Below are 20,468 nucleotides of genomic sequence, written 5' to 3' on the forward strand. Positions count from 1 at the left end.
TAAACATGAAAAAATTCGGTATTTATATAATAGCAGCAGGTATCTTTTTGACAACCGGTACTTTAACTGCTAAGGCACAGAGCGTGCAGACCGTCCATGAAATCAAGGACGGAGAAACCTTGTCTGGACTGGCTAAAAAATACGGCACTACGGTAGGAGATATCATGCGCTTAAATGGCATGAATACAGACAGTAAGCTGTTTGTGGGAGAAAAAGTCAAAATTCCCGGTGCGGGTGAGACGGTCGTTGCCGCAGGCGTTGCAAAAACACATATCGTTGAAAAAGGCGAGACATTATACCAGTTAAGTAAAAAATACGGCGTTACCGTCAATCAATTACGAGACTGGAATAATATAACCGGTAATAATATACAGGTAGGGCAGACCTTAAAAGTCTCTCAGGGCGCAGGCCCTGTCAGTGATCCGGTGGTTACATCAACCTCTACAACCACTGAAACTCCTGAAACGACCACCACAGTTCCGGTTATCACTACCGAGACTGGCGGTCAGGATAATCAGGATGCCAACGCAGCTGTGACCGATACGGATCCGTCTGCTTTTACCCCGGACAAGCAAAGAGATCAGGCGCCGCCTGCGACTGTTGCCATCTCCAGCGAAGCCAGCGGCAGCCAGGGCGCATTTGCAGTGGCTTATAAAAGCCAGTCAGGAGGAACCGAATTGATTACCAAGGGAGTAGCCGGGATATTTCAGTCCGCAAGCGGTTGGAAAGACGGCAAATATTTTATACTGATGAATGAAGTAGCGCCGGGCACCCTGGTGAAGGTTCAGACGAAGGGTAAGACTATTTATGCCAAGGTGCTCTGGAATCTGGGCAATGTAAAAGAAAATGCCGGCTTAAGCTACCGGGTGAGTGACGCCGCCGCCGCAGCGTTAGGGATGAGCAGTACAGAGCAGAGCGATATCATTGTCTCTTACTTTAAATCTGAATAAAAGCAAAGACCGCATTACCTTATCATATCATTTCAGGCCCGCCCTTTATTCTTTATAATAGGCGGGCCTGTTTTATTGGCCTTGGATAAGCGCCTGAAAGCCGAAGACGGACTGCGGCCGGTTGGTTTAAAAGGTTGTTTCGCGCCGGAAAATGATTTAATTTGTCATACATATTGATGTAATCAACCGCTTCCCGCCTAAATAATTTCCTTAGCGGTTTAACGGCAGGAAATTGGCTTAAACTTCGCTAAAACACGGTAAAACGCACCTGTTTTCTCCGGTAATCCCCAGAAATTGCCCCTAAATATCTTTTAGGATATGGGAAAAATATTGTAATATTATCCTCTTAAAAATCAGAATCTTTCTTAAAAAATGTGATTATGTCTTACCCGTATCAAATTAATTCATTTGAGCAATACAAGGAAATGTATGCCCGCAGCGTTCAGCAGCCCCAAAACTTTTGGGCTGATATAGCCAGTAATTTTAAATGGCGCAGAAAATGGGACAAAGTGCTGGACTGGGATTTCAACGAATACAAAGTTGAATGGTTTAAGGGAGCTAAATTAAATATTACAGAAAACTGCCTGGACCGGCATCTGGAAAAACTAGGGAATAAACCAGCCATTATCTGGGAACCTAATAGCCCGGATGAACACCACCGTGTTCTGACCTACAATGATTTATATCAGAAAGTGACGCAGTTTGCCAATGTGCTTAAAAATAACGGGGTAAAAAAAGGAGATACGATTTGCCTGTATATGGGGATGATCCCTGAACTGGCGATCGCTGTTCTGGCCTGCGCCAGAATCGGCGCCATTCATTCGGTTATATTCGGGGGCTTTTCTGCTAAAAGCATTGCGGACAGGCTGGTCAATGCCAATGCAAAATATATTATTACCTGCGACGGCGCATTCAGAGGCAATAAGGATATCCCTTTAAAATCTTTAATTGATGATGCCCTGGAAAGTGTAAACTTTATTGAAAAAGTGATTGTCTGTACAAGAACCCGCACACCGGTCTCCATGCTCAAAGGCAGAGATGTGTGGTGGGAAGATGAAATTAAAAAGGTGGAGACCCTGGGTATGGCACCGGCCACGGCTGAAGAAATGGACGCCGAGGATCCGTTGTTTATCTTATATACATCCGGTTCTACCGGTAAGCCCAAAGGAGTCGTGCATACCTGCGCGGGTTATATGGTATACACCAACTATACCTTTGTCAATGTGTTTAATTACAAACAGGGCGACGTTTATTTCTGTACAGCGGATATCGGCTGGATTACCGGACACAGTTATATCGTATACGGACCACTGAGTGCAGGTGCCACCACCGTGATGTTTGAAGGTATACCGACTTATCCGGACGCCGGCCGTTTCTGGGATCTGGTGGATAAACACCGTGTCAATACCCTGTATACTGCTCCGACTGCTATCCGCAGTCTGATGAGCTATGGGGATGAGCCCTTACAAGGTAAAGATCTGTCTACTTTAAAGGTATTAGGTTCTGTTGGCGAACCCATTAATGTGGAAGCCTGGAACTGGTATCATGAGAAAATAGGCAAAGGCAGATGCCCGATTGTAGATACCTGGTGGCAAACAGAAAACGGAGGTATTCTGATTTCCAATTTAGCCGGTGTTACGCCGGATAAGCCCAGCTGGGCTACCTTGCCCTTACCGGGTGTACAGCCTTGCATTATGGATGAGAAAGGCAATGAGATTGAAGGACCGGGACAGGGTAATCTTTGTATGAAGTTCCCATGGCCTTCCATTATAAGAACCACCTGGGGTGATCATGAACGCTGTAAACAGACTTATTTCTCTGCCTATCCGGGCCATTACTTTACAGGAGACGGCGCTATGCGGGATGAAGACGGCAACTATAAGATTACCGGCCGTGTGGATGATGTGCTGAATGTCAGCGGACACCGTATCGGTACCGCGGAAGTAGAAAATGCCATTAACTTACACGCGGGGGTCGTAGAGAGCGCTGTCGTGGGTTATCCGCATGATATTAAAGGGCAGGGTATCTATGCATTCGTTATTTATAACGGCACGCATAATGCGGATGATGAGAATCTGATCAGAAAAGATATTACAGCTACCGTTACCCGTATTATCGGGCCGATCTCTAAACCCGATAAAATCCAGTTTGTTACCGGATTGCCTAAGACCCGCAGTGGTAAGATCATGCGACGCATCCTGAGAAAAATTGCAGAAAATGACGTGGATAATCTGGGAGATACTTCAGCATTATTAAACGGCGAGGTGGTAGACGAAATCAAAAAAGGTAAATTATAAAGCAGGTTATCCAACTGATAACGCTGTAGGATAAATAAAGCGGTAAGGACCGGTCACCGGATAACGATTGAACGTTATCCCGTGACCGGTCCTTGTTTGTAAAAATGATAGCTTCTCCGGCATCCATCCTAAAATCTGCTATAATTATTTTATTAGGTGTACAACTAAAAAATTAGTACATTGCTGTAAATAGTTATAAACTTCTGACGATGATTTATTTTTTTCAAACGCATATACGCCCAAATGGGAGGCGGTTAGCCTCGTGCTGCCTGTGGATTGCCTGGATGATGGCCATTTGCCAGGTGGCGGCTGCCCAGTCGCTGTCCCAAAAAGCACAGGTAGCAGATCAATTAAAAGAACTCCGGCAAGGGGGGAAATTACTGTACATCAGTTTTTTACCCAGTCAGGAAAATACGCGGTTACTGATTGCAGCAAGTAAGCGCTACCATCTGCAGACGGCGGTTTTCTGGATGAGCAGGGGAGAAGGTATGCCTAACTATAACGGCCCGGAAAAAGGCATTGACCTGGGCGTGATCCATGTGGCAGAAATGGAAAATGCGGCAAAGCTGGCAGGCTTTAAACCCTTTGTCAGTTCCTGCAAAGATCTGGGGGCAAGGGACACAGCCAGTATCAATGCAACACTTGCTACGGACCGTTTGATTATAGATCTGGCAACCGTTATCCGTAAATACAGGCCGGATATACTGATTGCCCGCCATGAAGTGGCAGACAGTATGCATCCTGCTGCAAACGGGTTTAACCGTTGGATGGACAGCGTCACCGCTATGGCCTGTGAGGTAGCCTCAGGACGGCTCAGCGCTGCCTTGCAGAAATCCCTGCCCGCTTTTACTGTTCCCTGCCGCCTGGCGGATATCCCGGTGACAGGAAAGGGACAGTCACCCTGGCAGGCTAGGCCAGTTGCGGCCGATACGTCGGATGCGGCGGATACATTGCTCGCTTTAACATCAGCGGCTCCCAGACAAAATCTAACCAGAGCGCTTAATTTGGATACGGCCACCTCTTTGCAGATAAATACAACAGGTGCGGATCCGGTAAATGGTCTTTCTTTCACGAGGCTTGCCATCAAAAGCCAGCTTTCCTACCGCTCGGTATATCCGGACAGCCTGTTAAATAATCCGGGACTTATGCTGCCTGTTGAATACCCGGCGCTGTATGGCAAGCCCGGAGGTCAAAGGGTGATTAGATTATGGCGGCTGCCGGATGACTTTCAGGATAATAGTGGTAAGTCCAGTGCTTTGTCCGGCGCTTTATCCAGCGCACAGGCTTTGCAATCATGGCTGGATGAAGGCGCTTTTGTAAATCAGGATCAGGGAGCGCCAAAAGACGCGCTGCAACCCGGCCTCTGGCCCAGGTTAAATGAAGCGCTCCGCCAAAAAGGCTTTGAAAAGTATAATGCCAGCAACCTGCAACAACTCCGCCTGGTAATAGACAGCCTGCATGATTTAATCCAGAGCGGCAGGGCAGACAGCCTGATCACCCCTGTTATCGCTTCTTGCCTGAAGGATCTGCCCCGGATGCAAAATAGTCCCGTGGCGTATTGGCCGGATATGTTATGGATAGAGGACCGCTTAAGGGGTATTGAAAAGTATATGGCCGGCTTATCCCTGAAGGCAACGACAGATCAGCCTTATGGAATATTAGGGCAGAATTTTCACTTAAGGATTAGGGCTGCATTAAACGGGCGGCTCCCGCTTAATGCAGCCGCCCTGTTATGGGTGCAGGTGCCAGGTCTGACCGGCAGGCTGAATATACCATCCGGTCCGGATGCTTCATTCAACCGGCATGAGCAGTCGGTTCTTGACACGAGTCTGCACTTGCCCTTGCTGCAGGAGGCCTATCAGCCGTTCTGGCTTAATAAATCCCTTAACAGTGACGGCAGTTATCAGATTGATTCCGTGATGCAGGGCAGGCTTTCAGATACGGCCAGTTATCATGTCCTGGCATGCGTCTTATTTCAGGGGGATACGCTGTATTATGAAGTGCCTGTAATGTACCGGAATTTTGACCGCATGGCAGGGGAGGAAGTGCAGCCGTTTTATACCAAAGAACCATTACTTGTGACCTTGACGCCTACCGTTGTTTTAACCTCTGTCCTTCGGAACCGTCAGGGCACCGGTCAGAAATTCATGCATATGGAAGTGCAGACGCTTTTTGATGATACCACCCAGGTCGCATTATTTAAAATCAGGCAGGTAGGGATTACAGCTGTTGTCAATGGACAGAAAATAAATTCTGATACGGCCTCTATGATCTATCAGGAGGCAGAGTTACTCACGCCCCAAAAAGGAGCGCGTCAAAAATTAAGTACTTTTCTCAGTCCCAAAGTGATTGCGCTGCTGAATCCCCGTACTCCTATATTAAAACCAACGGTTTTATTGAAACTGCCGGAAGGTGTCCAGGGCTTCGCTTCCAATATCAAAACGGTAGGCTATCCTTACCAGCCTGCCAGAATTTATAACTATCATAGTCAGAGCATCGTGGTGAAGGATACCATTCATACAACAGGCAGTCACCTGTTGTATGTGAATGGACTGCAAGGCGATGCTTTTGAAAATGCTTTTGAGCAGTTAGGCTATGAGGTGCAAAGTCCGGGCTTTGCCCGGCTGGCGGCTCTGGCTGATGAAACAGACTTAACCAGTGGCTACGTCCCTACGGTCATTACAGACAGCCTCAGAAAGCTGGACTGTATTGTGCTGTCAGGTGCGGCTGAGGCGTTGCCCACGGACAGCGTGACCCTGAACGGATTGAAATATTTACTCAGTGCTTATCTAAAGGAGGGTGGCAGGATTTTAAACCTGGATCCGGATCCGGTTTTGCAACAGGTATTGCCCGTTGCAGAGAAGCTCTCTCATCATATGTTGATTGCAGGAGACCAGATTGCCGGTCAGATGAAAAAAGGGCTGGACAGTCTGCCCGCTGTTTTAAACAGTCCCAATCAGGTGGCAGCCACTTTTTTTACCAGATGGGAGGGGGTCTTGTCCAGAGCAGGTGTTTATAAAAATACGGTTACAAGCGCTGCTGCCACCTCTTCGCCATTCTGGCTGAGCGTACGTAGCAATGCTGTTCTGAGTCCGCTGACCATCAGTCAGCTTCCCGGTACGGTTACTGCCGGGGACGGCGGAGTCTTACCGAAAAAAGCAAAAGGAACCGAGGTTAACTGCTTTTTGGAATTAACGGTCCCTTTGAGTAACGGGCGGCCGGACGCCTATAAATTACTGGCCAATCTGATCTCAAAACCCGGGGTAACTCATTAGATCTGAAGATGGATTATCTTTGTGGACTTAAAGAAAGCTGATCAGCGCGTCAATAGAACATAAAGATTATGAAAGAACCATCTGTTGCCAACCATCCCGGGATGCATCTGAAAAAGGAGTGGATTACCCTTTTACGTGAACAGGCTCCTGAGGCGGAAAAACTTGGCCGGCTGACCGGAAGGCAACTGCGGCTTTTTTATGAGGAAGGCTGGTTCAAGGCCCTGGTGCCTAGAAAATACGGCGGCCTAGAGTGGTCTTTATCCACCGTCGTGGCTTTTGAAGAGGCCATTGGCTGGGCGGAGGGAAGTGCAGGCTGGGTGTTTACCCTTTGCAGTGGTGCCGGCTGGTTCGGAGGATATCTGGATCCCGTGGTGGCAAAACGCATTTTCTCTCCTAAAAAAGCCTGCCTTGCCGGCAGCGGTGCGGTCGGGGGAGTGGCCGAGGAGCTGCAAAATGGCCAGTGGCAGATTCGGGGGCAGTGGCAATATGCCACGGGAGCACCGCATGCGAGTTATTATACCGCCAATGTATTTTTACCTGCAGAAAATAAGGTGCGCGCTATAATGTTACCTCCCCGCGCCGTAAACATCCAACAGACCTGGAAAACCATTGGTCTGATAGCTTCTGCCAGCGAATCTTTTCAGGTGGCCTGTCATGAGCAGTCCGGCCTTTACTTTTTTGATATTGATCCCGACCATCCTGTTGTAAAGGCGTCCTTGTACCGGTTGCCTTTTGGCGCACTCGCCGAGGCCACTATTGCAGCAAACTTTTCAGGGATGGCCCTGCATTATATGGAAGAGGTAGCCGGGCTATGGGCTGCCAGAAAAGACGTTATACATCCCTTTAGTGGGCTGGTCTCTAAACAGCCCGGGTGGATGGGTGCCGCCCAAAAAGTATATAAAATGCATTGGCGGCAGTGGCAGCAGGCAAGAGCTCAGCTTTTCAGGGCGGTAGAAAAGCTGGAAAACTATGTAAATACGCATATGACGGTTCCGGAGTTATCCGGGGATAAGAAATACCTGCAACGATCAATGGAGGTAAGTAAAGCCGCTCAGCATCTGAGCGCCGCCTGCAGACAGGCAGTTAACAACTTATATCCTTATACCGGCCTTACAGGTGCCGCCATGGATTCCGCTATTGGGAAGATTTGGCGGGATTTTCAGACGGGCAGCCAGCATGCTTTATTTGTGCCGGGCCAGTAGCCCGGCCCTGCTAACTATAATAAAAGTCAGCGATAATGCTTTGCCCCGAGACTTCAGATAAATTTTCGGATGCCCATTATATATCCCGGAGGCAGACCTGCATGGAAATTATGGCAGATACCGGCTGTCTATTACTCTTCCTTTAACCTCGGATCGGTATAGGTGATGGCGCTTTTGCCATGAGGCACCGGCTTTCCGGAAGCGTCCACCGTAACAAATACAATTTTATCAATGGTGAGAATTATGGAATGATCGATTTTATTTCTGACCTGACAGGCCAAGGTCAGAGAAGTAGTCCCGAACTTGGTGGCTTTAATGCCCAGTTCTATGATGTCTCCCTGTCTGGGAGAGCTGACAAAGTCGATCTCAGACATGAATTTGGTAACGCAGTTGCCGGTACCCAGCTGGATAATGGCATAAATTGCGGCCTCTTCATCGATCCATTTTAAGAGCGTACCGCCAAAAAGGGTGTTATTGGAGTTTAAATCACCTGGTTTGATTAGTTTTCTGGTATAAAAGTTCATCTTAAAGGCTTCAATAATGATGGTTGATTGATTTTCGGGGCAAAATTACAATATTCCTGAGGCAAAATCTTTACTTTTGTTATCTCATTTACAGCTAAAATTGCCCAAAACGGCTTTTTTTAGCCCGATAAACGCTTGAAACTCTTTATTTTAAAGGTTTTTTAGCCAGTTTTTGCATAATATCCCAAATTTTATTTTACCTTTGCAGCCCCAAATAGTTCTTTTTTGAGAATGGCATATTGGGAGTCTGAGCATTTTGCGAGGACGTTATCACCAAAAAAAGTATTACAATGGCAAAAGAAATCTCTGGTTTCGTAAAGTTGCAGGTAAAAGGCGGACAAGCCAATCCTGCTCCTCCAGTAGGACCTGCTCTGGGTTCTAAAGGGGTGAACATTATGGAGTTCTGTAAGCAGTTCAATGCTAGAACTCAGGACAAACCCGGTAAAGTGCTTCCGGTTTTAATCACTGTTTATTCTGACAAGTCTTTTGATTTTGTCATCAAAACAGCTCCAGCTTCTATCCAGTTATTGGAAGCGGCCAAAATCAAAAAGGGTTCTAAGGAAAGCAATCGTAACAAAGTTGGAAAAGTGACATGGGCACAAGTTGAGGCCATCGCACAGGACAAGATGCCTGACCTGAACTGTTTCACCATTGAAAGCGCCATGAAAATGGTTGCCGGCACTGCACGTAGCATGGGTCTTACTATTGAAGGTTCCGCTCCGTGGGAAAATTAATTCTTATCCTTAAAACTCATTTGTAATGGCAAAAATTACTAAAAAAAGAAAAGTAGCGGAAGCGAAAGTCGATAGCAATAAGTTCTATTCACTGGCAGAAGCTTCTGCATTGGTTAAAGAAACCAATACAACAAAATTTGATAGTTCTGTGGATCTGCACATCCGTCTGGGTGTTGATCCTAAGAAAGCAGATCAGCAGGTTCGCGGTACGGTAACTCTTCCGCACGGAACTGGTAAAACAAAACGCGTGCTGGTTCTTTGTACACCGGATAAAGAAGCTGCTGCTACTGAAGCAGGTGCTGACTTTGTTGGTCTGGACGAATTTATCCAAAAAATTGATGGCGGTTGGACTGACGTTGATGTAATCATCGCTACTCCATCCGTAATGCCTAAAATCGGTCGTTTAGGTAAGATCTTAGGTCCTCGTAACCTGATGCCTAACCCTAAAACCGGTACCGTAACCAATGATGTTGCAGCCGCTGTAAACGACGTTAAAGGTGGTAAAATTGCCTTTAAAGTAGATAAAGCCGGTATTGTACACGCTTCCATTGGTCGTATTTCTTTCACTGCAGAAAAGATCGCTCAGAATGGTCAGGAACTGATCAATGCCCTGATTAAACTGAAACCCACTGCAGCAAAAGGTGTATACGTTAAAGGTGTCAGCCTGGCTGCCACTATGGGACCTGGCATCGCAGTAGATACTAAATCTGTTCAAAACTAATTCTGTAAGCAAGATTAGTTTACAAACATCAAAAATTTTTGAAAATGACCAAAGATCAAAAAAATGAAGTAATTGAACTTTTAAAAGAAAAGTTCAGTCAATATAATAACTTCTACGTAACCAATACGGAATCTTTAACCGTAGAACAAATCGGTACTTTACGCCGGGCTTGTTTCAACAAAAATGTTGAAATGAAAGTGGCTAAAAACACACTGATTAAAAAAGCACTGGAAGCTATTGACGCAGAAAAATATGCGGGTGTTTACGAATCTCTGAATAACGTAACCGCGCTGATGTTCTCTGAGAACCCTAAAGAACCGGCCGTTATTATCAGCAGCTTCCGTAAAGAAGGCAAAAAAGAAAAACCTGAATTAAAAGCAGCTTTCATCAACGGTGAAATCTACAGCGGTGATAAGAACCTGGATACATTAACCAAGATCAAGACTCGCGAAGAACTTATCGGAGATGTTATTGCTTTACTGCAGGCTCCTATCCAGCGTGTTGTTGCAGCTTTACAGAATCAGGAAAACAAAGCAGATGCGCCTGCTGAAGCTGAAGCAGCTGCTCCGGCCGCAGAAGCCACTGCTCCTGAAGCACCTGAAGCTCCCGCAGCAGAATAATGTACATTCCCTGAAAGTGGTTGTACCTAACCACTTTCAGTAAACTTTTTGATGAGCCCCTGCGGGCTGATCATATTTAATAATTTTTTTAAAACCCTCCGCTGGAGCGCTTAAAGGCAATGAAAGCGGAAAAAATTGAAAACAAAATGGCAGAAGTAAAAGCATTAGCCGAGCAATTAGTAGGCTTAACAGTGAAAGAAGTTCAGGAATTAGCAGATTTCCTGAAATCTGAGTATGGTATCGAACCGGCTGCTGCAGCAGTAGTTGTTTCTGGTGGTGGTGCAGGTGAAGCTGCAGCTGAAGAAAAAACTGCTTTCGACGTAGTTCTGGTTAGCGGTGGTGCTAGCAAATTAGGTGTAGTTAAAGTGGTTAAAGAAATCACTGGCTTAGGTCTGAAAGAAGCTAAAGAAATCGTTGATGGCGCTCCTAAAGCAGTCAAAGAAGGTGTTTCTAAAGCAGAAGCAGATGATATCGCAGCTAAACTGAAAGAAGCTGGCGCTGAAGTAGAAGTAAAATAATTCAGTTCTCACTTAAGAGTTCCAAGAATATTCGATAAAACCCGTTGCATTTATTTGTAACGGGTTTTATAGTTTTAGCAAGACCCCTCTATATTTTAATTTTGTAATTTGCTGCCTGTTAACCCAGATATTTATTTAAAACCCTGTTTGACTTATGTTATTAGAAGTGGCTGTTTTTAATATTCAGTCTGCGCTGCTGGCAGAAAAAGCCGGTGCTGACCGGCTGGAGCTTTGTGAAAACCCTAAGGAGGGCGGAACGACTCCTTCTTATGGTACGTTAAAGACAGTGATAGAAAAAGTAGGGATACCGGCATTCCCGATAATAAGACCCAGAGGCGGGGATTTTCTCTATGATGAACCAAGCTATGAGGTCATCAAAAAGGATGTACTGCTTTGTAAAGAACTGGGTTTTAAAGGTGCGGTAACAGGGCTGCTGAACAGGGACGGCACCGTCGATATGGAGCGGACCAGTCGGCTGGTAGAGTTGAGCTATCCCCTGGAAATTACTTTTCACCGGGCTTTTGACCGGGCCAAAGACCCCTTGACTGTCATGCAGGACTTAATTAAATGCGGCTGTACCAGGATTCTGACCAGCGGCCAGCATCCAAGCGTGGTGGAGGGTATTGATTTGATCAAAAAGTTGATCAAAGCGGCCGGTGATCAGATTATTATTTTACCTGGCAGCGGAGTCAGAAGTGCTACCATAGGCATGCTGAAAGATGCAGGTGCCAGGGAATTTCATTCCAGTGCCCGAAGGACCGCCCTTTCTAAGATGGAATTTACCGTGCCTTCCATGCAGGAGACTTTAAACAGCCTGATCGTTGACGAGCAGGAGATCCGGGCCATGAAGCAGTTGATATCTGAATAAACAGGTATCTTTGGTAAAAGCCGTTAATCCGGCCGGGGTTTTTCGCTCGCTATTAAAAATGATCTGCCATGCAAATAGCAAAAACATTACTGGCGCCTGTGCATTTACAAAAGCCGGAGATGGAACAACTGGCCAGGCAGGTGTCGGCAGAAGCGGATGCTTTTGCATCCTTATTGGCATTAATGGGATCGGAAGAGCCAGAGCTGGCTGCAAGAGCGGCCTGGTGTTTCAGCCATGCGGCAAAGTTAAGACCGGACTGGACCCGGGAGCACCAGAAAGCCGTTGTAGACATACTGGAAAAGCCTGCACTCCCCAAGGGCGTGCTTCGCAATACCTTAAGAATACTGCGAGATACGCAGCTGCATCCGGACAGATTCGACAAACTGGCCTACCACTGTTTTAATTTTGTGGAAGACCCTGCGCAGCCCGTTGCCATAAGAGCCTTTGCCCTGCATATTTTAGGTCAGATCGGTTGTCATATTGCTGATATAAGACCGGAAGTCAAAGCGATCATTGAATATCACTTTGCCGGCGGCGCCCCGGGACTCAAGTCCTCGGCAAAAGCAGTATTAAGGTTATGGCGCAAAATGGAAGCTCAAAGCGGCCGCTAAGGAGCTCTCTGCTTAAATTTAATTGAAAGGCAACGGCTATTTAACCGTAAAGGCAATGACCTGCCTGCCGTGGTCAGAAAAGATGACCAGGGTATAGTCTCCCGCATACAGACTCGGCGTTTTTAACTTAAAGGTATCTCCTTTAAGAATATACTTTCTATGCACACTCAGCACCTTATGCTGCCTTTTATTATAAAGGATAAACTGAATATTATTTGATTTCTGGGAGGCGGTAACTAAGATACTGCCGGTTTTAACGGCTGCGGCAAAAATCCTGAGCTGTAGGTTTTGCGGCGGGGCCGTCTCCTTGGTTTCAGGTGCAGGGGGAAGATCCGTGGGGGCCATTTCTTTAGCCGTATGACTGTCTGTCCCTGGCTGCTTACCGGCCATGTTCTGTCCGCTAAATATAAACTCACTTGAGACCGGGTAATGATCAGAGGTATGACCTTTTTTAAAATCCGGGACGACACGGATGATGTCTGTTCTGATACGGGCAGAGCCGGATTTATAAAACGGATAAAGGGCGCCGGAGATAATCTGCTGGTCGATGACCCCAGAATAATCCAGGGTGGAACGCTGTTGCGACAGCGGTAAAGTGAGCGCCTGATAGGCGGGATCTTTCACAAAACAGTCATAGGGTGAAGGCTTGCCTGCCGTAATGGAGCCGTCTAAATGATCATTAAAATCTCCCAGCAACATAAAAGACTGACCGGCTTTATCCTGATCCAGCGCAGCCTTTAAGCCGGTGGCTGCATTTAACCTTCTTTCATAACTGGATAGGTCTGCTCCTGATTTAGCGTGGATGATTAAAAAGGACAGCTTTTGCACTGTCTGGGCGGTATGCACAGTGGCATCCAGCTCAAACGGATATCTGCCGGAAGCAAAATAATAACCAATCCTGGCATTGTTTCTTAAATATCCGCTGGTCTGTACATTTTTAAATACCTGGTTATTATAGATAAAAGCCAGTTTCTGGCTGTTGGCATAACCTGGGTCCGTTTTGCTGCGAGCGCCGGCTGCATAATCTGATAGTGCGTAACTGTACTCACCTCCCAGCCCTGCTGTCAGGCTTTTCAGGGACTGAGGGTCCACAATCTCACATAGGCAATACATATCTGCTTTAAGATATTGCAGGATTTTAATGGCATTTGCCAATTGCAGGGCTTTATCCTTAGGTCCGTTAGAAGCAGATCCCAGCCATTCTATATTCCAGTTAACGACCTTAATGGTACTGGAGCCATTGTTGTTTGATGCTTGGGGCACCTCCGTTTGGACAGCGCTTTGGCCGGTAGCTTGATTTTCTCCGTTAGCTTTAGGCTGATTACACCCCATAAACAGCACCAGAATCAAAACATACAGGAGGCTGTTTTTGGGCGGGTTAGAAAAGGCCGCCTTTGTAAAATGGTCAGGCATGACTGAGGGGGTAGGATTCATCGTGGTATATAGGGCGCATTTTTCTGTTTTTTAAGCAGGCCAGACGCCCGTGTTATGGCTTTAAAAAAAGGGACGTTCCGTAACCGGACGTCCCTTTTTTAGTATTTTATGATTGTGACGGTCATTGTCACAGACGCTTCTTTGTTGATGGGTAATTAGAGCATCATATCTTCTACCTTCTTGCTTTTAAAGCAGATAGGGTAAGCGATACAACCGGCAATACCAATGATGGCCAGAATCGGAATAACCAGCTCTTTAAACTGATGCTGCGTAGTCGGATTGGTACCATAATCACCGCCTGCAACGACAAAGATTAACCACAGTGTAGCCACTGCAAATAAAATGATGGTTATCAGAGAACCGGCTTTGCCTAAATAGTGATTGAAAGTAGCCCAGAGGATACCAAAAGTAACCAGTGGCAGGATGGAACCAAAACTGATGGTCTGTACGTTCACGATATAGGAAGACATACCCAGTGCAGTTACGTTCACATAGATAGACCAGTAAGCAATATTTAAGATAGCAGTTACGAAACCTAAGAATACACCGATATAAATTGCACGTGTAACGGGTGTATGATAGCTTTGAAAATCATATACTACCCTGTTCTCTGAAAGATTTTGATTGTCCATGCAGGAATACTTTTGAATAAATTTTAATTATCAGGTTACAAAGTTATGACAATTGGGTCGCATCCAAAAAACTTTTTTCTAGTTGAAAGCACAGGGATACCTCGATATCCTTCTCCTTGCTTATTGTTGAATCAAATAAATTGAGCTTCAGTTTCAATACTTTTTCATCATTCCAGATTAGAGGGTAACATTTTCAGCACTTTTTATGATATGCGGACCGATAAACTTATTGAGGGATTGTGGGGTTACTATTTCCACCTTTCTTTTAAACAAATCTTCTAGAAAGAAAGACAGATCCATGAAATTGTCAAAAGTTTTCTCTGCTGGGTTAAAATCAATTAGCAGATCTATATCACTTTGATTGTTAGCTGTATCCCTTGAAAATGAACCAAATAGCCTCAGGCGCTCTACACCATAGCCCTTAATTTTTATTGCATTTGCTTTAAGAAGGGCAATAATATCTTGTTTATTGCGAATGTTGCTCATTATCTAACGAAGCCACTCAATTTTTTTTTTCAAATTTTGGCTGCCAGCGCCAGCTGATTAATTATTTTGATTGATTTTCCAGACTATCTCCACCTCAGGGCTTTACCTGCCAGAGCAGGCTGCCATCCCCATAACTTAAAAACCTGAAATCATGCCCCAGGGCATATTCATAAATGCTTTTCCAGTGATTCCCTACCACGGCGGCAATCAGCAGCAGCAGGGTGGAGTGGGGCTGGTGAAAGTTGGTCAGTATGGCGTCTGCCACTCTAAGGTTATAACCGGGGGCAATGATAATCTGGGTATGCGTAATTAAGGCAGATTTACCGTCATTTTGTAAGGCCTGCCATAGCGCTGCCAGACTGTCCACCAGGGAGATGCCTTGTTCCAGCTGATAGGGCTCCCATTGAGAGATAATATATGGATCTTTCTGAGCGGTTAATAACTTGACTCCCATCCAGTACAGGCTTTCCAGTGTCCTGAGAGAGGTGGTGCCCACGGCCAGTATTTTTGCTTCGGGTTTAAGTTTTGCCTGCTGTAATAAAGTCTCTATGAAAGTGCAGGGAATTTCCATAAACTCAGCATGCATTTCATGATCTTTCATTTTGTCCGCCTTGACGGGTTTAAAAGTGCCGGCACCTACATGCAAGGTCACAAAGGCTTCCTTAATACCCTTATCTGCCAGCCTTTTTAATAAATCTTTTGTAAAATGCAGACCGGCAGTCGGGGCTGCAACCGAGCCGTCCTGTTTGGCATAGACCGTTTGATAGGTTTCCAGGTCCTGGGCTTCTGTAGCCCGGTTCAGATAGGGGGGCAGTGGTAATTGTCCGCTTAGATGAAGGATCTCTGCAAAACTGAGCTCAACCGGTGTCCAGTTAAGTTGAATAATAAAGCTATCGCCTTGTTTTTCAATCTTATTTGCGGTGACGGTAACCGTGTTAGCGGGATGAGGACCGGCTACTTCCAGTGTAAGCGGTCCGGATTTCCATTTTTTAGCGCCCCCAACCAGGCATTTCCATAATACTTCGCCCCGGCTGAGCATGGCGGTGGTAATATCGGGGTAATTACCAGCAGGCTCCAGACAAAACAGCTCAATGGTGCTGCCTGTCTGTTTTTTAAACAGCAGCCGGGCTTCCACCACTTTGGTATTATTAAAAACCAGAAGACTCCCCTTTGGTAACTCTTCATCCAGGTCACGGTAGATCCTTTCTGTAATGTCTTTTTGATTATTCTTGTTGAATATCAATAATTTACTTTGATCTCTGGTCGTCAGTGGATATTTGGCTATCCGGCTGTCGGGCAGTGGATAGTCAAAATCTTCAATAGAGAGCTCTTCGGGATGTACCCTGCGTGCTGTATTTCCAGGCTGTTCATTTTTATCTGTCATGAGGCGTTGGGATTTGCCAGGTAGCATGCGTAAAGGCTACCTGGCGCTGCAAAACTACGCTTTAATCAAGGATTTTGCATCTCTGGTATAGTAAAAACCGGCGGACGGCCTTAGGTAATAGGGTAACTCAGCGCAAAGGGCATTCGTCGCAAAATGCGGTTTAAGGGTTCCGGTTTTCGGTTTTTCAGTAAAAAAAGGGGGCGTTACCCGGCCTACTTTCCTAAAGGAAAGGCTTTGTCATACAACTGTAAATTGTTGAATACAGGGGCTTATTAACGTAATTCTGAGGAATTTTAATGACAGGACCATCTGAATTGTAGTATCTTTGCAGTAGAATTTTTAAATGATCCATCATGATAAAGACAGGTAATCCCATTATCAGTATTTACACAGAAATGACGCCCAATCCGGCGACCATGAAGTTTGTAGCCAATAAATTGCTCTATCCCGGAAAAAGTATTGATTTTCAGGATGAAACAATGGCCGGCCCTTCTCCTTTAGCCAAGGAACTGTTTAGCTTTCCTTTTATTAAAAGTGTGTTTATCGCCAGCAATTTTGTGACGCTGACCAAAACAAACGATGTGGAAGACTGGCAGGAAGTGATTCCACAGGTGAAACAGTTTTTAAAGGATTACATTGAGAATGGCGGAACCATTATCAATGAGGATGAAGTCTCTAAAATCGTCCCTGAATCTTCCAATAAAATCGAAGCCGACGATGATGATGTCGTGAAAAGAATCAAAGAATTACTGGATAACTACGTACGCCCGGCCGTTGAAATGGATGGCGGAGCCATTCAGTACAAGAGTTATAACCAGGGCATCGTCAATCTGATGCTGCAGGGAAGCTGCAGCGGCTGCCCTTCCTCCATGATTACCCTGAAAGCAGGCATCGAAGGCATGATGAAAAGAATGATTCCTGAGGTGAAGGAAGTGATTGCAGAAGCCGACTAATCGGCATAAAATATCGATGAACCGGATGATTTAATATAGAATTAGCAAATTATTGTAAAAAAAGGGCGTCTTAATAGGTGCCCTTTTATTTTTTGCACCTATATTGCAGGCTTATATAAAAAGAATAGGGGGAGTAAGAATACCCCCCCGCATTACATCTTATTTTCTCGCCGGGCCGCTTAGAAAACCCGGAGACTCTTTAAAGCGCTTATGATGCCGTCCTTATGGGGATTTACCCGGAGCCGGCACCTGGCCTCTTAATTCGTTTTATTACTTTAGTTATACCGGCGTTTTTTCCAGAGATCTCTGTAGGATAAAGTGACGCCAAGTTTAAAATAGTTTTCTTTAATCAGATTATTCACAGTGGTGCCTCTTGAGCCATACTGAAAATTGATGAGATAACTCAGACTGGACCTTCTGGAAAATACGCCTAGGCCTAAAGTTACGCCTTTATCCAGGATCTGCTGTCCGTACATGTTTACATAATCTGTATTGAAGTAAGCCCCCGCCTGCAGCCGGTACTTCTCCATTTCTACATATTGTCCGTTGTACATGAATACCTTTCTGGGGGAGTAGCTCAACCCAAAAGAAAGCTGTGAGCTGTTGTTGTACCCATAGTTATATCCATTGGTAGAATTGCCGACGTCTTCCCATTTTCCGTAGCGATAGTCCGAGGCCAGGGTAAAAGTCCGGTCGTAGGTAAGAGAAATACCCCCGCCAAACTGATCCGGGAGGCTGAACTTTGTATTGCCCAGGGAAGAATCAGCAATAATATTTGTAGGGGCGCCGTTATCCGGATCCCCGGAACTCATAGACAGAGACCGGTCGCCTGTAAGTGTTGTTTTTTTAGTGGCTGTCACGCCCAGGCCCAGTCTGATCTTATCTGAGATATTACCCTGATACTGTAGACCTCCGGTGAAATTAAAGCCCTGATAAAAAAGCCGGTTAGCGGTATTCAGCTGTGTCCCGATATAATTAGCGGTATACATATATTCTGTCTGCGTCATATTGCCGAATATATAGGAACTCTTTAAACCCAGGGAGAAGTTATTACCCAGGCGCCACCCGTTGGAGAAATACACTTCGTTTAAGCCGCCGGTCCCTTCGTAGTATGTCGTAATATAATCGCTGGTACCGATGATGTTTTTCTCTCCGTACAGACTATAATTGCTGCTGCTGTACTGCTTAAGCCCCCAGGCGCCGCCCCACCATTTGGTGAACTTCGTTGCCATGGCGAACCGCTGGAACTGAGACTGATTGGATCTGATGGGTGTTTTTATCGCATTACCGGTATAATTGATAGACTGGAAAGTCCCGTTTAATTCTATCGCAAAGAAATGATCATCTAAAAAGGGCAGAGCAGCCGGATTGGATTCCAGAATATATCGTCCGTCTCTTAAAGACTGTGTGGCACCGCCCATACCGCTTCCATAATCATAATTATCGGTGCGGATATTACCAATACCCAGCATTGAATAGACGGATGTGTTGGTCTGTGCATGCAGCTTTTGCCCGACAGAAAGGCAAAGGGCCGACAGGCAGGGAAACAAAATAGATTTGTATGTTATGGATTTAACCGTCATTATTGTACTGATAAGTATTGAATTTTGAGGGAGGCCTTGCCTTTACTGCTGCTGGCATCGCCCAGCTGCAGCCGGTTGAAACTGTTATAGCGGGTACTGTAAGGTCCGGTGAGCAGCAATCCTTTTTTAAGGGAGTTCGCTGTATTGTCACTCATAAGTGTTGACAAATAACTGGTAATATCAAAGGAATAATAGGTGCCGAGCCCTGAAGTGTTCTGGTAGTCTATGATCAGGTTGCCGGTAAGTGCATTGCCGGAGTTATCCGTCAGCTGACTGCCAAAACTGTTATTTAAATCCGTAGAAAATAAATTAAGGGTTGGCGGTAGTTCAAAGTCACGCTTCTGATTCTGATCGGTAGGCTGCAGATAAAGCTGGGCCGATATCACTTTGAGAAACCCTGCATTTTGCACTAAGGACTGAATGGAGGGGAACTGCAGTTTGATCATATAACCGGCCAGGGTCTGTAAGATAGAATTATGACCGGAACTGTCACTGCTGACCACTTTGTTGTTAACGCCGATGCCTGCCGATGCAATGCTTCCTTTACGGGTAATGTCGATATGATTGAACTGATGGGTGGCATCATTGAGCGTAAATTTGGCGATGCCTTTGGTGGCTTCCGGTAAGCCGGGTGTTTTATAATAAACACGCAGCTCAATACTGTCTTTAAAGCCGTAGGCAATTTTATTTTGACCGTCCTGAGTGATCTTAAGCCCTTTAAAATAAGGCAGGAACTGACTGGAGGATTGAATCGCCGTATTTTTATTGATAAGCAGATCCAGCAGCTCCTGACCCAGCGCATCGGACATCCTGATACTCATCGTGTCAGCCGTCGGTAAATCTGGGCGCAGTATTTTGGAGCCGGTAGCCAGCGGAGCAGACTCAGCTAAAAATGAATCGTGGTTATATAAAGTCTCGTCCGTACCCGTTGTGATCTGTTCTTTTAACTGATAGACAGCCACTTTAAAAGGCAGGGTGGTGTCTCCGGCATATTTACCGGAATCCAGTTTCATATAAAGGCAGACAGAATCCAGCGTGGCATTATCATAAGTGGTGGCCGTCCCGCTGTAGGTGGGCGGTGCCAGTTCAAAATAAGAACTCAGTGATAAATCACCCACCGCTGAATCGGAAATAGAACCGATCAGGGCGGTTCCCAGATCACCGGTGGCAAAACTGTCGGTATAGACAGTAGATAAAGTCGGTGTCAGGGTATCGAGTTGTATAATCTGCGTGTATTGGCCATCCACAAACTGACCTCCGTATTGAATGTCTTTTTTGGTACAACCCGATGTGATCGCTGTTGCAATAATTGCTGTGGTCCCTATGAGTTGCCAGATGCGGACAGCACCTGTTTTTTGAAAAAAAGACATAAGTCGGTCAAAAAATAATGAGCGGCAATGTTAGTTGCATTATGTGTTAGAAAGGTGTTAGTGTGTATGAACGGGTAAAATTCATAGACGAATAGCCTGAATGTGTCGACTAGTTCCAAACGCTGTTGTGGCTTGATTTACAGGGGAAAAAATTCCCAAATTTTTAACCGCATTTCTCAGATAACACCCGTTCCTTTGTAGTGTCAGACAGTGTATGTGGGTCGAAGCGGCGTCGTTACCGGCTTTGAGCAAAGGCAGACATGGACGGACAGCAAAATTATTAATAAATAACTTAGACTAAACCTA

At 45.7% G+C, this 20,468-nt stretch carries 18 protein-coding genes; 11 read left to right on the forward strand and 7 right to left on the reverse strand.

Going from position 1 to position 20,468, the window contains the following annotated elements:
• Positions 1-5: 5 nt before the first annotated feature.
• From BLU80_RS07150 to BLU80_RS07165, 4 genes are all read left to right on the forward strand, one after another.
• A complete protein-coding gene (locus BLU80_RS07150) occupies positions 6-950 on the forward strand; it encodes a LysM peptidoglycan-binding domain-containing protein (protein WP_091395721.1) in 945 nt (314 codons plus the stop codon).
• 380 nt (positions 951-1,330) lie between these two features.
• On the forward strand, positions 1,331-3,247 hold the full coding sequence (acs, locus tag BLU80_RS07155) for an acetate--CoA ligase (RefSeq protein ID WP_091395725.1): 1,917 nt from the start codon (positions 1,331-1,333) through the stop codon (positions 3,245-3,247).
• Positions 3,248-3,456: 209 nt separating this feature from the next.
• A complete protein-coding gene (locus tag BLU80_RS07160; RefSeq protein WP_091395728.1) occupies positions 3,457-6,522 on the forward strand; it encodes a PIG-L family deacetylase in 3,066 nt (1,021 codons plus the stop codon).
• A 68-nt stretch (positions 6,523-6,590) separates the two neighbouring features.
• Positions 6,591-7,724 (forward strand): acyl-CoA dehydrogenase family protein, encoded by a 1,134-nt coding sequence (locus BLU80_RS07165; RefSeq protein ID WP_091395731.1) that lies wholly within the window; start codon positions 6,591-6,593, stop codon positions 7,722-7,724.
• 131 nt (positions 7,725-7,855) lie between these two features.
• Here BLU80_RS07165 and BLU80_RS07170 read toward each other — a convergent pair whose 3' ends face one another.
• Positions 7,856-8,248 (reverse strand): acyl-CoA thioesterase, encoded by a 393-nt coding sequence (locus tag BLU80_RS07170; RefSeq protein ID WP_091395734.1) that lies wholly within the window; start codon positions 8,246-8,248, stop codon positions 7,856-7,858.
• 290 nt (positions 8,249-8,538) lie between these two features.
• Between BLU80_RS07170 and rplK the strand changes: the two genes are divergently transcribed.
• From rplK to BLU80_RS07200, 6 genes are all read left to right on the forward strand, one after another.
• Entirely contained in the window at positions 8,539-8,982 is a 444-nt protein-coding gene (rplK, locus tag BLU80_RS07175) for a 50S ribosomal protein L11 (RefSeq protein ID WP_091395737.1), read from the forward strand.
• Positions 8,983-9,007: 25 nt separating this feature from the next.
• Positions 9,008-9,703 carry a 50S ribosomal protein L1 gene (gene rplA, locus BLU80_RS07180; protein WP_091395740.1) on the forward strand — a complete coding sequence of 232 codons (696 nt, stop codon included), beginning with the start codon at positions 9,008-9,010 and terminating at the stop codon, positions 9,701-9,703.
• Between the two features lie 44 nt (positions 9,704-9,747).
• Positions 9,748-10,323 (forward strand): 50S ribosomal protein L10, encoded by a 576-nt coding sequence (rplJ, locus tag BLU80_RS07185; RefSeq protein ID WP_091395743.1) that lies wholly within the window; start codon positions 9,748-9,750, stop codon positions 10,321-10,323.
• Between the two features lie 119 nt (positions 10,324-10,442).
• Positions 10,443-10,841 (forward strand): 50S ribosomal protein L7/L12, encoded by a 399-nt coding sequence (gene rplL, locus BLU80_RS07190; RefSeq protein WP_449371658.1) that lies wholly within the window; start codon positions 10,443-10,445, stop codon positions 10,839-10,841.
• 154 nt (positions 10,842-10,995) lie between these two features.
• On the forward strand, positions 10,996-11,709 hold the full coding sequence (locus BLU80_RS07195; protein WP_091395746.1) for a copper homeostasis protein CutC: 714 nt from the start codon (positions 10,996-10,998) through the stop codon (positions 11,707-11,709).
• Between the two features lie 68 nt (positions 11,710-11,777).
• The gene (locus tag BLU80_RS07200) at positions 11,778-12,320 is read left to right on the forward strand and encodes a hypothetical protein (RefSeq protein WP_091395748.1); all 543 of its coding nucleotides are present in this window, start codon (positions 11,778-11,780) and stop codon (positions 12,318-12,320) included.
• 36 nt (positions 12,321-12,356) lie between these two features.
• Here BLU80_RS07200 and BLU80_RS07205 read toward each other — a convergent pair whose 3' ends face one another.
• The 4 genes from BLU80_RS07205 to BLU80_RS07220 all read right to left on the reverse strand — a co-directional run bounded on the left by BLU80_RS07205 (position 12,357) and on the right by BLU80_RS07220 (position 16,256).
• Positions 12,357-13,754, reverse strand: a complete 1,398-nt coding sequence (locus tag BLU80_RS07205) for an endonuclease/exonuclease/phosphatase family protein (RefSeq protein ID WP_091395751.1) — start codon at positions 13,752-13,754, stop codon at positions 12,357-12,359.
• Positions 13,755-13,909: 155 nt separating this feature from the next.
• Positions 13,910-14,386, reverse strand: coding sequence for a hypothetical protein (locus BLU80_RS07210; RefSeq protein WP_091395754.1), 477 nt, complete (start codon positions 14,384-14,386; stop codon positions 13,910-13,912).
• 177 nt (positions 14,387-14,563) lie between these two features.
• Positions 14,564-14,872: a nucleotidyltransferase family protein gene (locus tag BLU80_RS07215; protein ID WP_091395757.1), complete on the reverse strand. Its 309-nt coding sequence runs from the start codon at positions 14,870-14,872 to the stop codon at positions 14,564-14,566.
• A 94-nt stretch (positions 14,873-14,966) separates the two neighbouring features.
• Positions 14,967-16,256 carry an S-adenosylmethionine:tRNA ribosyltransferase-isomerase gene (locus BLU80_RS07220; RefSeq protein WP_091395892.1) on the reverse strand — a complete coding sequence of 430 codons (1,290 nt, stop codon included), beginning with the start codon at positions 16,254-16,256 and terminating at the stop codon, positions 14,967-14,969.
• Between the two features lie 353 nt (positions 16,257-16,609).
• Here BLU80_RS07220 and BLU80_RS07225 point away from each other — a divergent pair, with 353 nt between their 5' ends.
• Positions 16,610-17,209: a NifU family protein gene (locus tag BLU80_RS07225; protein ID WP_091395761.1), complete on the forward strand. Its 600-nt coding sequence runs from the start codon at positions 16,610-16,612 to the stop codon at positions 17,207-17,209.
• Between the two features lie 275 nt (positions 17,210-17,484).
• Here BLU80_RS07225 and BLU80_RS07230 read toward each other — a convergent pair whose 3' ends face one another.
• Together BLU80_RS07230 and BLU80_RS07235 are read right to left on the reverse strand one after the other, a co-directional pair.
• On the reverse strand, positions 17,485-18,792 hold the full coding sequence (locus tag BLU80_RS07230; protein ID WP_091395764.1) for a BamG family beta-barrel-assembly machinery protein: 1,308 nt from the start codon (positions 18,790-18,792) through the stop codon (positions 17,485-17,487).
• On the reverse strand, positions 18,792-20,162 hold the full coding sequence (locus BLU80_RS07235; RefSeq protein WP_091395767.1) for a DUF4270 family protein: 1,371 nt from the start codon (positions 20,160-20,162) through the stop codon (positions 18,792-18,794). Before BLU80_RS07235 ends, BLU80_RS07230 begins: the two co-directional genes overlap by 1 nt.
• Positions 20,163-20,468 lie beyond the last annotated feature (306 nt).

Source organism: Arachidicoccus rhizosphaerae, from assembly GCF_900107765.1.
In the GTDB taxonomy this organism is placed as follows: domain Bacteria; phylum Bacteroidota; class Bacteroidia; order Chitinophagales; family Chitinophagaceae; genus Arachidicoccus; species Arachidicoccus rhizosphaerae.

What these genes read in the sequence shown, in the direction of transcription:
- BLU80_RS07150 (WP_091395721.1), top strand. Translation starts at nt 6, where the DNA reads ATGAAAAAATTCGGTATTTATATAATAGCAGCAGGTATCTTTTTGACA.
- acs (WP_091395725.1), top strand. Translation starts at nt 1,331, where the DNA reads ATGTCTTACCCGTATCAAATTAATTCATTTGAGCAATACAAGGAAATG.
- BLU80_RS07160 (WP_091395728.1), top strand. Translation starts at nt 3,457, where the DNA reads ATGATTTATTTTTTTCAAACGCATATACGCCCAAATGGGAGGCGGTTA.
- BLU80_RS07165 (WP_091395731.1), top strand. Translation starts at nt 6,591, where the DNA reads ATGAAAGAACCATCTGTTGCCAACCATCCCGGGATGCATCTGAAAAAG.
- BLU80_RS07170 (WP_091395734.1), bottom strand. Translation starts at nt 8,248, where the DNA reads ATGAACTTTTATACCAGAAAACTAATCAAACCAGGTGATTTAAACTCC.
- rplK (WP_091395737.1), top strand. Translation starts at nt 8,539, where the DNA reads ATGGCAAAAGAAATCTCTGGTTTCGTAAAGTTGCAGGTAAAAGGCGGA.
- rplA (WP_091395740.1), top strand. Translation starts at nt 9,008, where the DNA reads ATGGCAAAAATTACTAAAAAAAGAAAAGTAGCGGAAGCGAAAGTCGAT.
- rplJ (WP_091395743.1), top strand. Translation starts at nt 9,748, where the DNA reads ATGACCAAAGATCAAAAAAATGAAGTAATTGAACTTTTAAAAGAAAAG.
- rplL (WP_449371658.1), top strand. Translation starts at nt 10,443, where the DNA reads ATGAAAGCGGAAAAAATTGAAAACAAAATGGCAGAAGTAAAAGCATTA.
- BLU80_RS07195 (WP_091395746.1), top strand. Translation starts at nt 10,996, where the DNA reads ATGTTATTAGAAGTGGCTGTTTTTAATATTCAGTCTGCGCTGCTGGCA.
- BLU80_RS07200 (WP_091395748.1), top strand. Translation starts at nt 11,778, where the DNA reads ATGCAAATAGCAAAAACATTACTGGCGCCTGTGCATTTACAAAAGCCG.
- BLU80_RS07205 (WP_091395751.1), bottom strand. Translation starts at nt 13,754, where the DNA reads ATGAATCCTACCCCCTCAGTCATGCCTGACCATTTTACAAAGGCGGCC.
- BLU80_RS07210 (WP_091395754.1), bottom strand. Translation starts at nt 14,386, where the DNA reads ATGGACAATCAAAATCTTTCAGAGAACAGGGTAGTATATGATTTTCAA.
- BLU80_RS07215 (WP_091395757.1), bottom strand. Translation starts at nt 14,872, where the DNA reads ATGAGCAACATTCGCAATAAACAAGATATTATTGCCCTTCTTAAAGCA.
- BLU80_RS07220 (WP_091395892.1), bottom strand. Translation starts at nt 16,256, where the DNA reads ATGACAGATAAAAATGAACAGCCTGGAAATACAGCACGCAGGGTACAT.
- BLU80_RS07225 (WP_091395761.1), top strand. Translation starts at nt 16,610, where the DNA reads ATGATAAAGACAGGTAATCCCATTATCAGTATTTACACAGAAATGACG.
- BLU80_RS07230 (WP_091395764.1), bottom strand. Translation starts at nt 18,792, where the DNA reads ATGACGGTTAAATCCATAACATACAAATCTATTTTGTTTCCCTGCCTG.
- BLU80_RS07235 (WP_091395767.1), bottom strand. Translation starts at nt 20,162, where the DNA reads ATGTCTTTTTTTCAAAAAACAGGTGCTGTCCGCATCTGGCAACTCATA.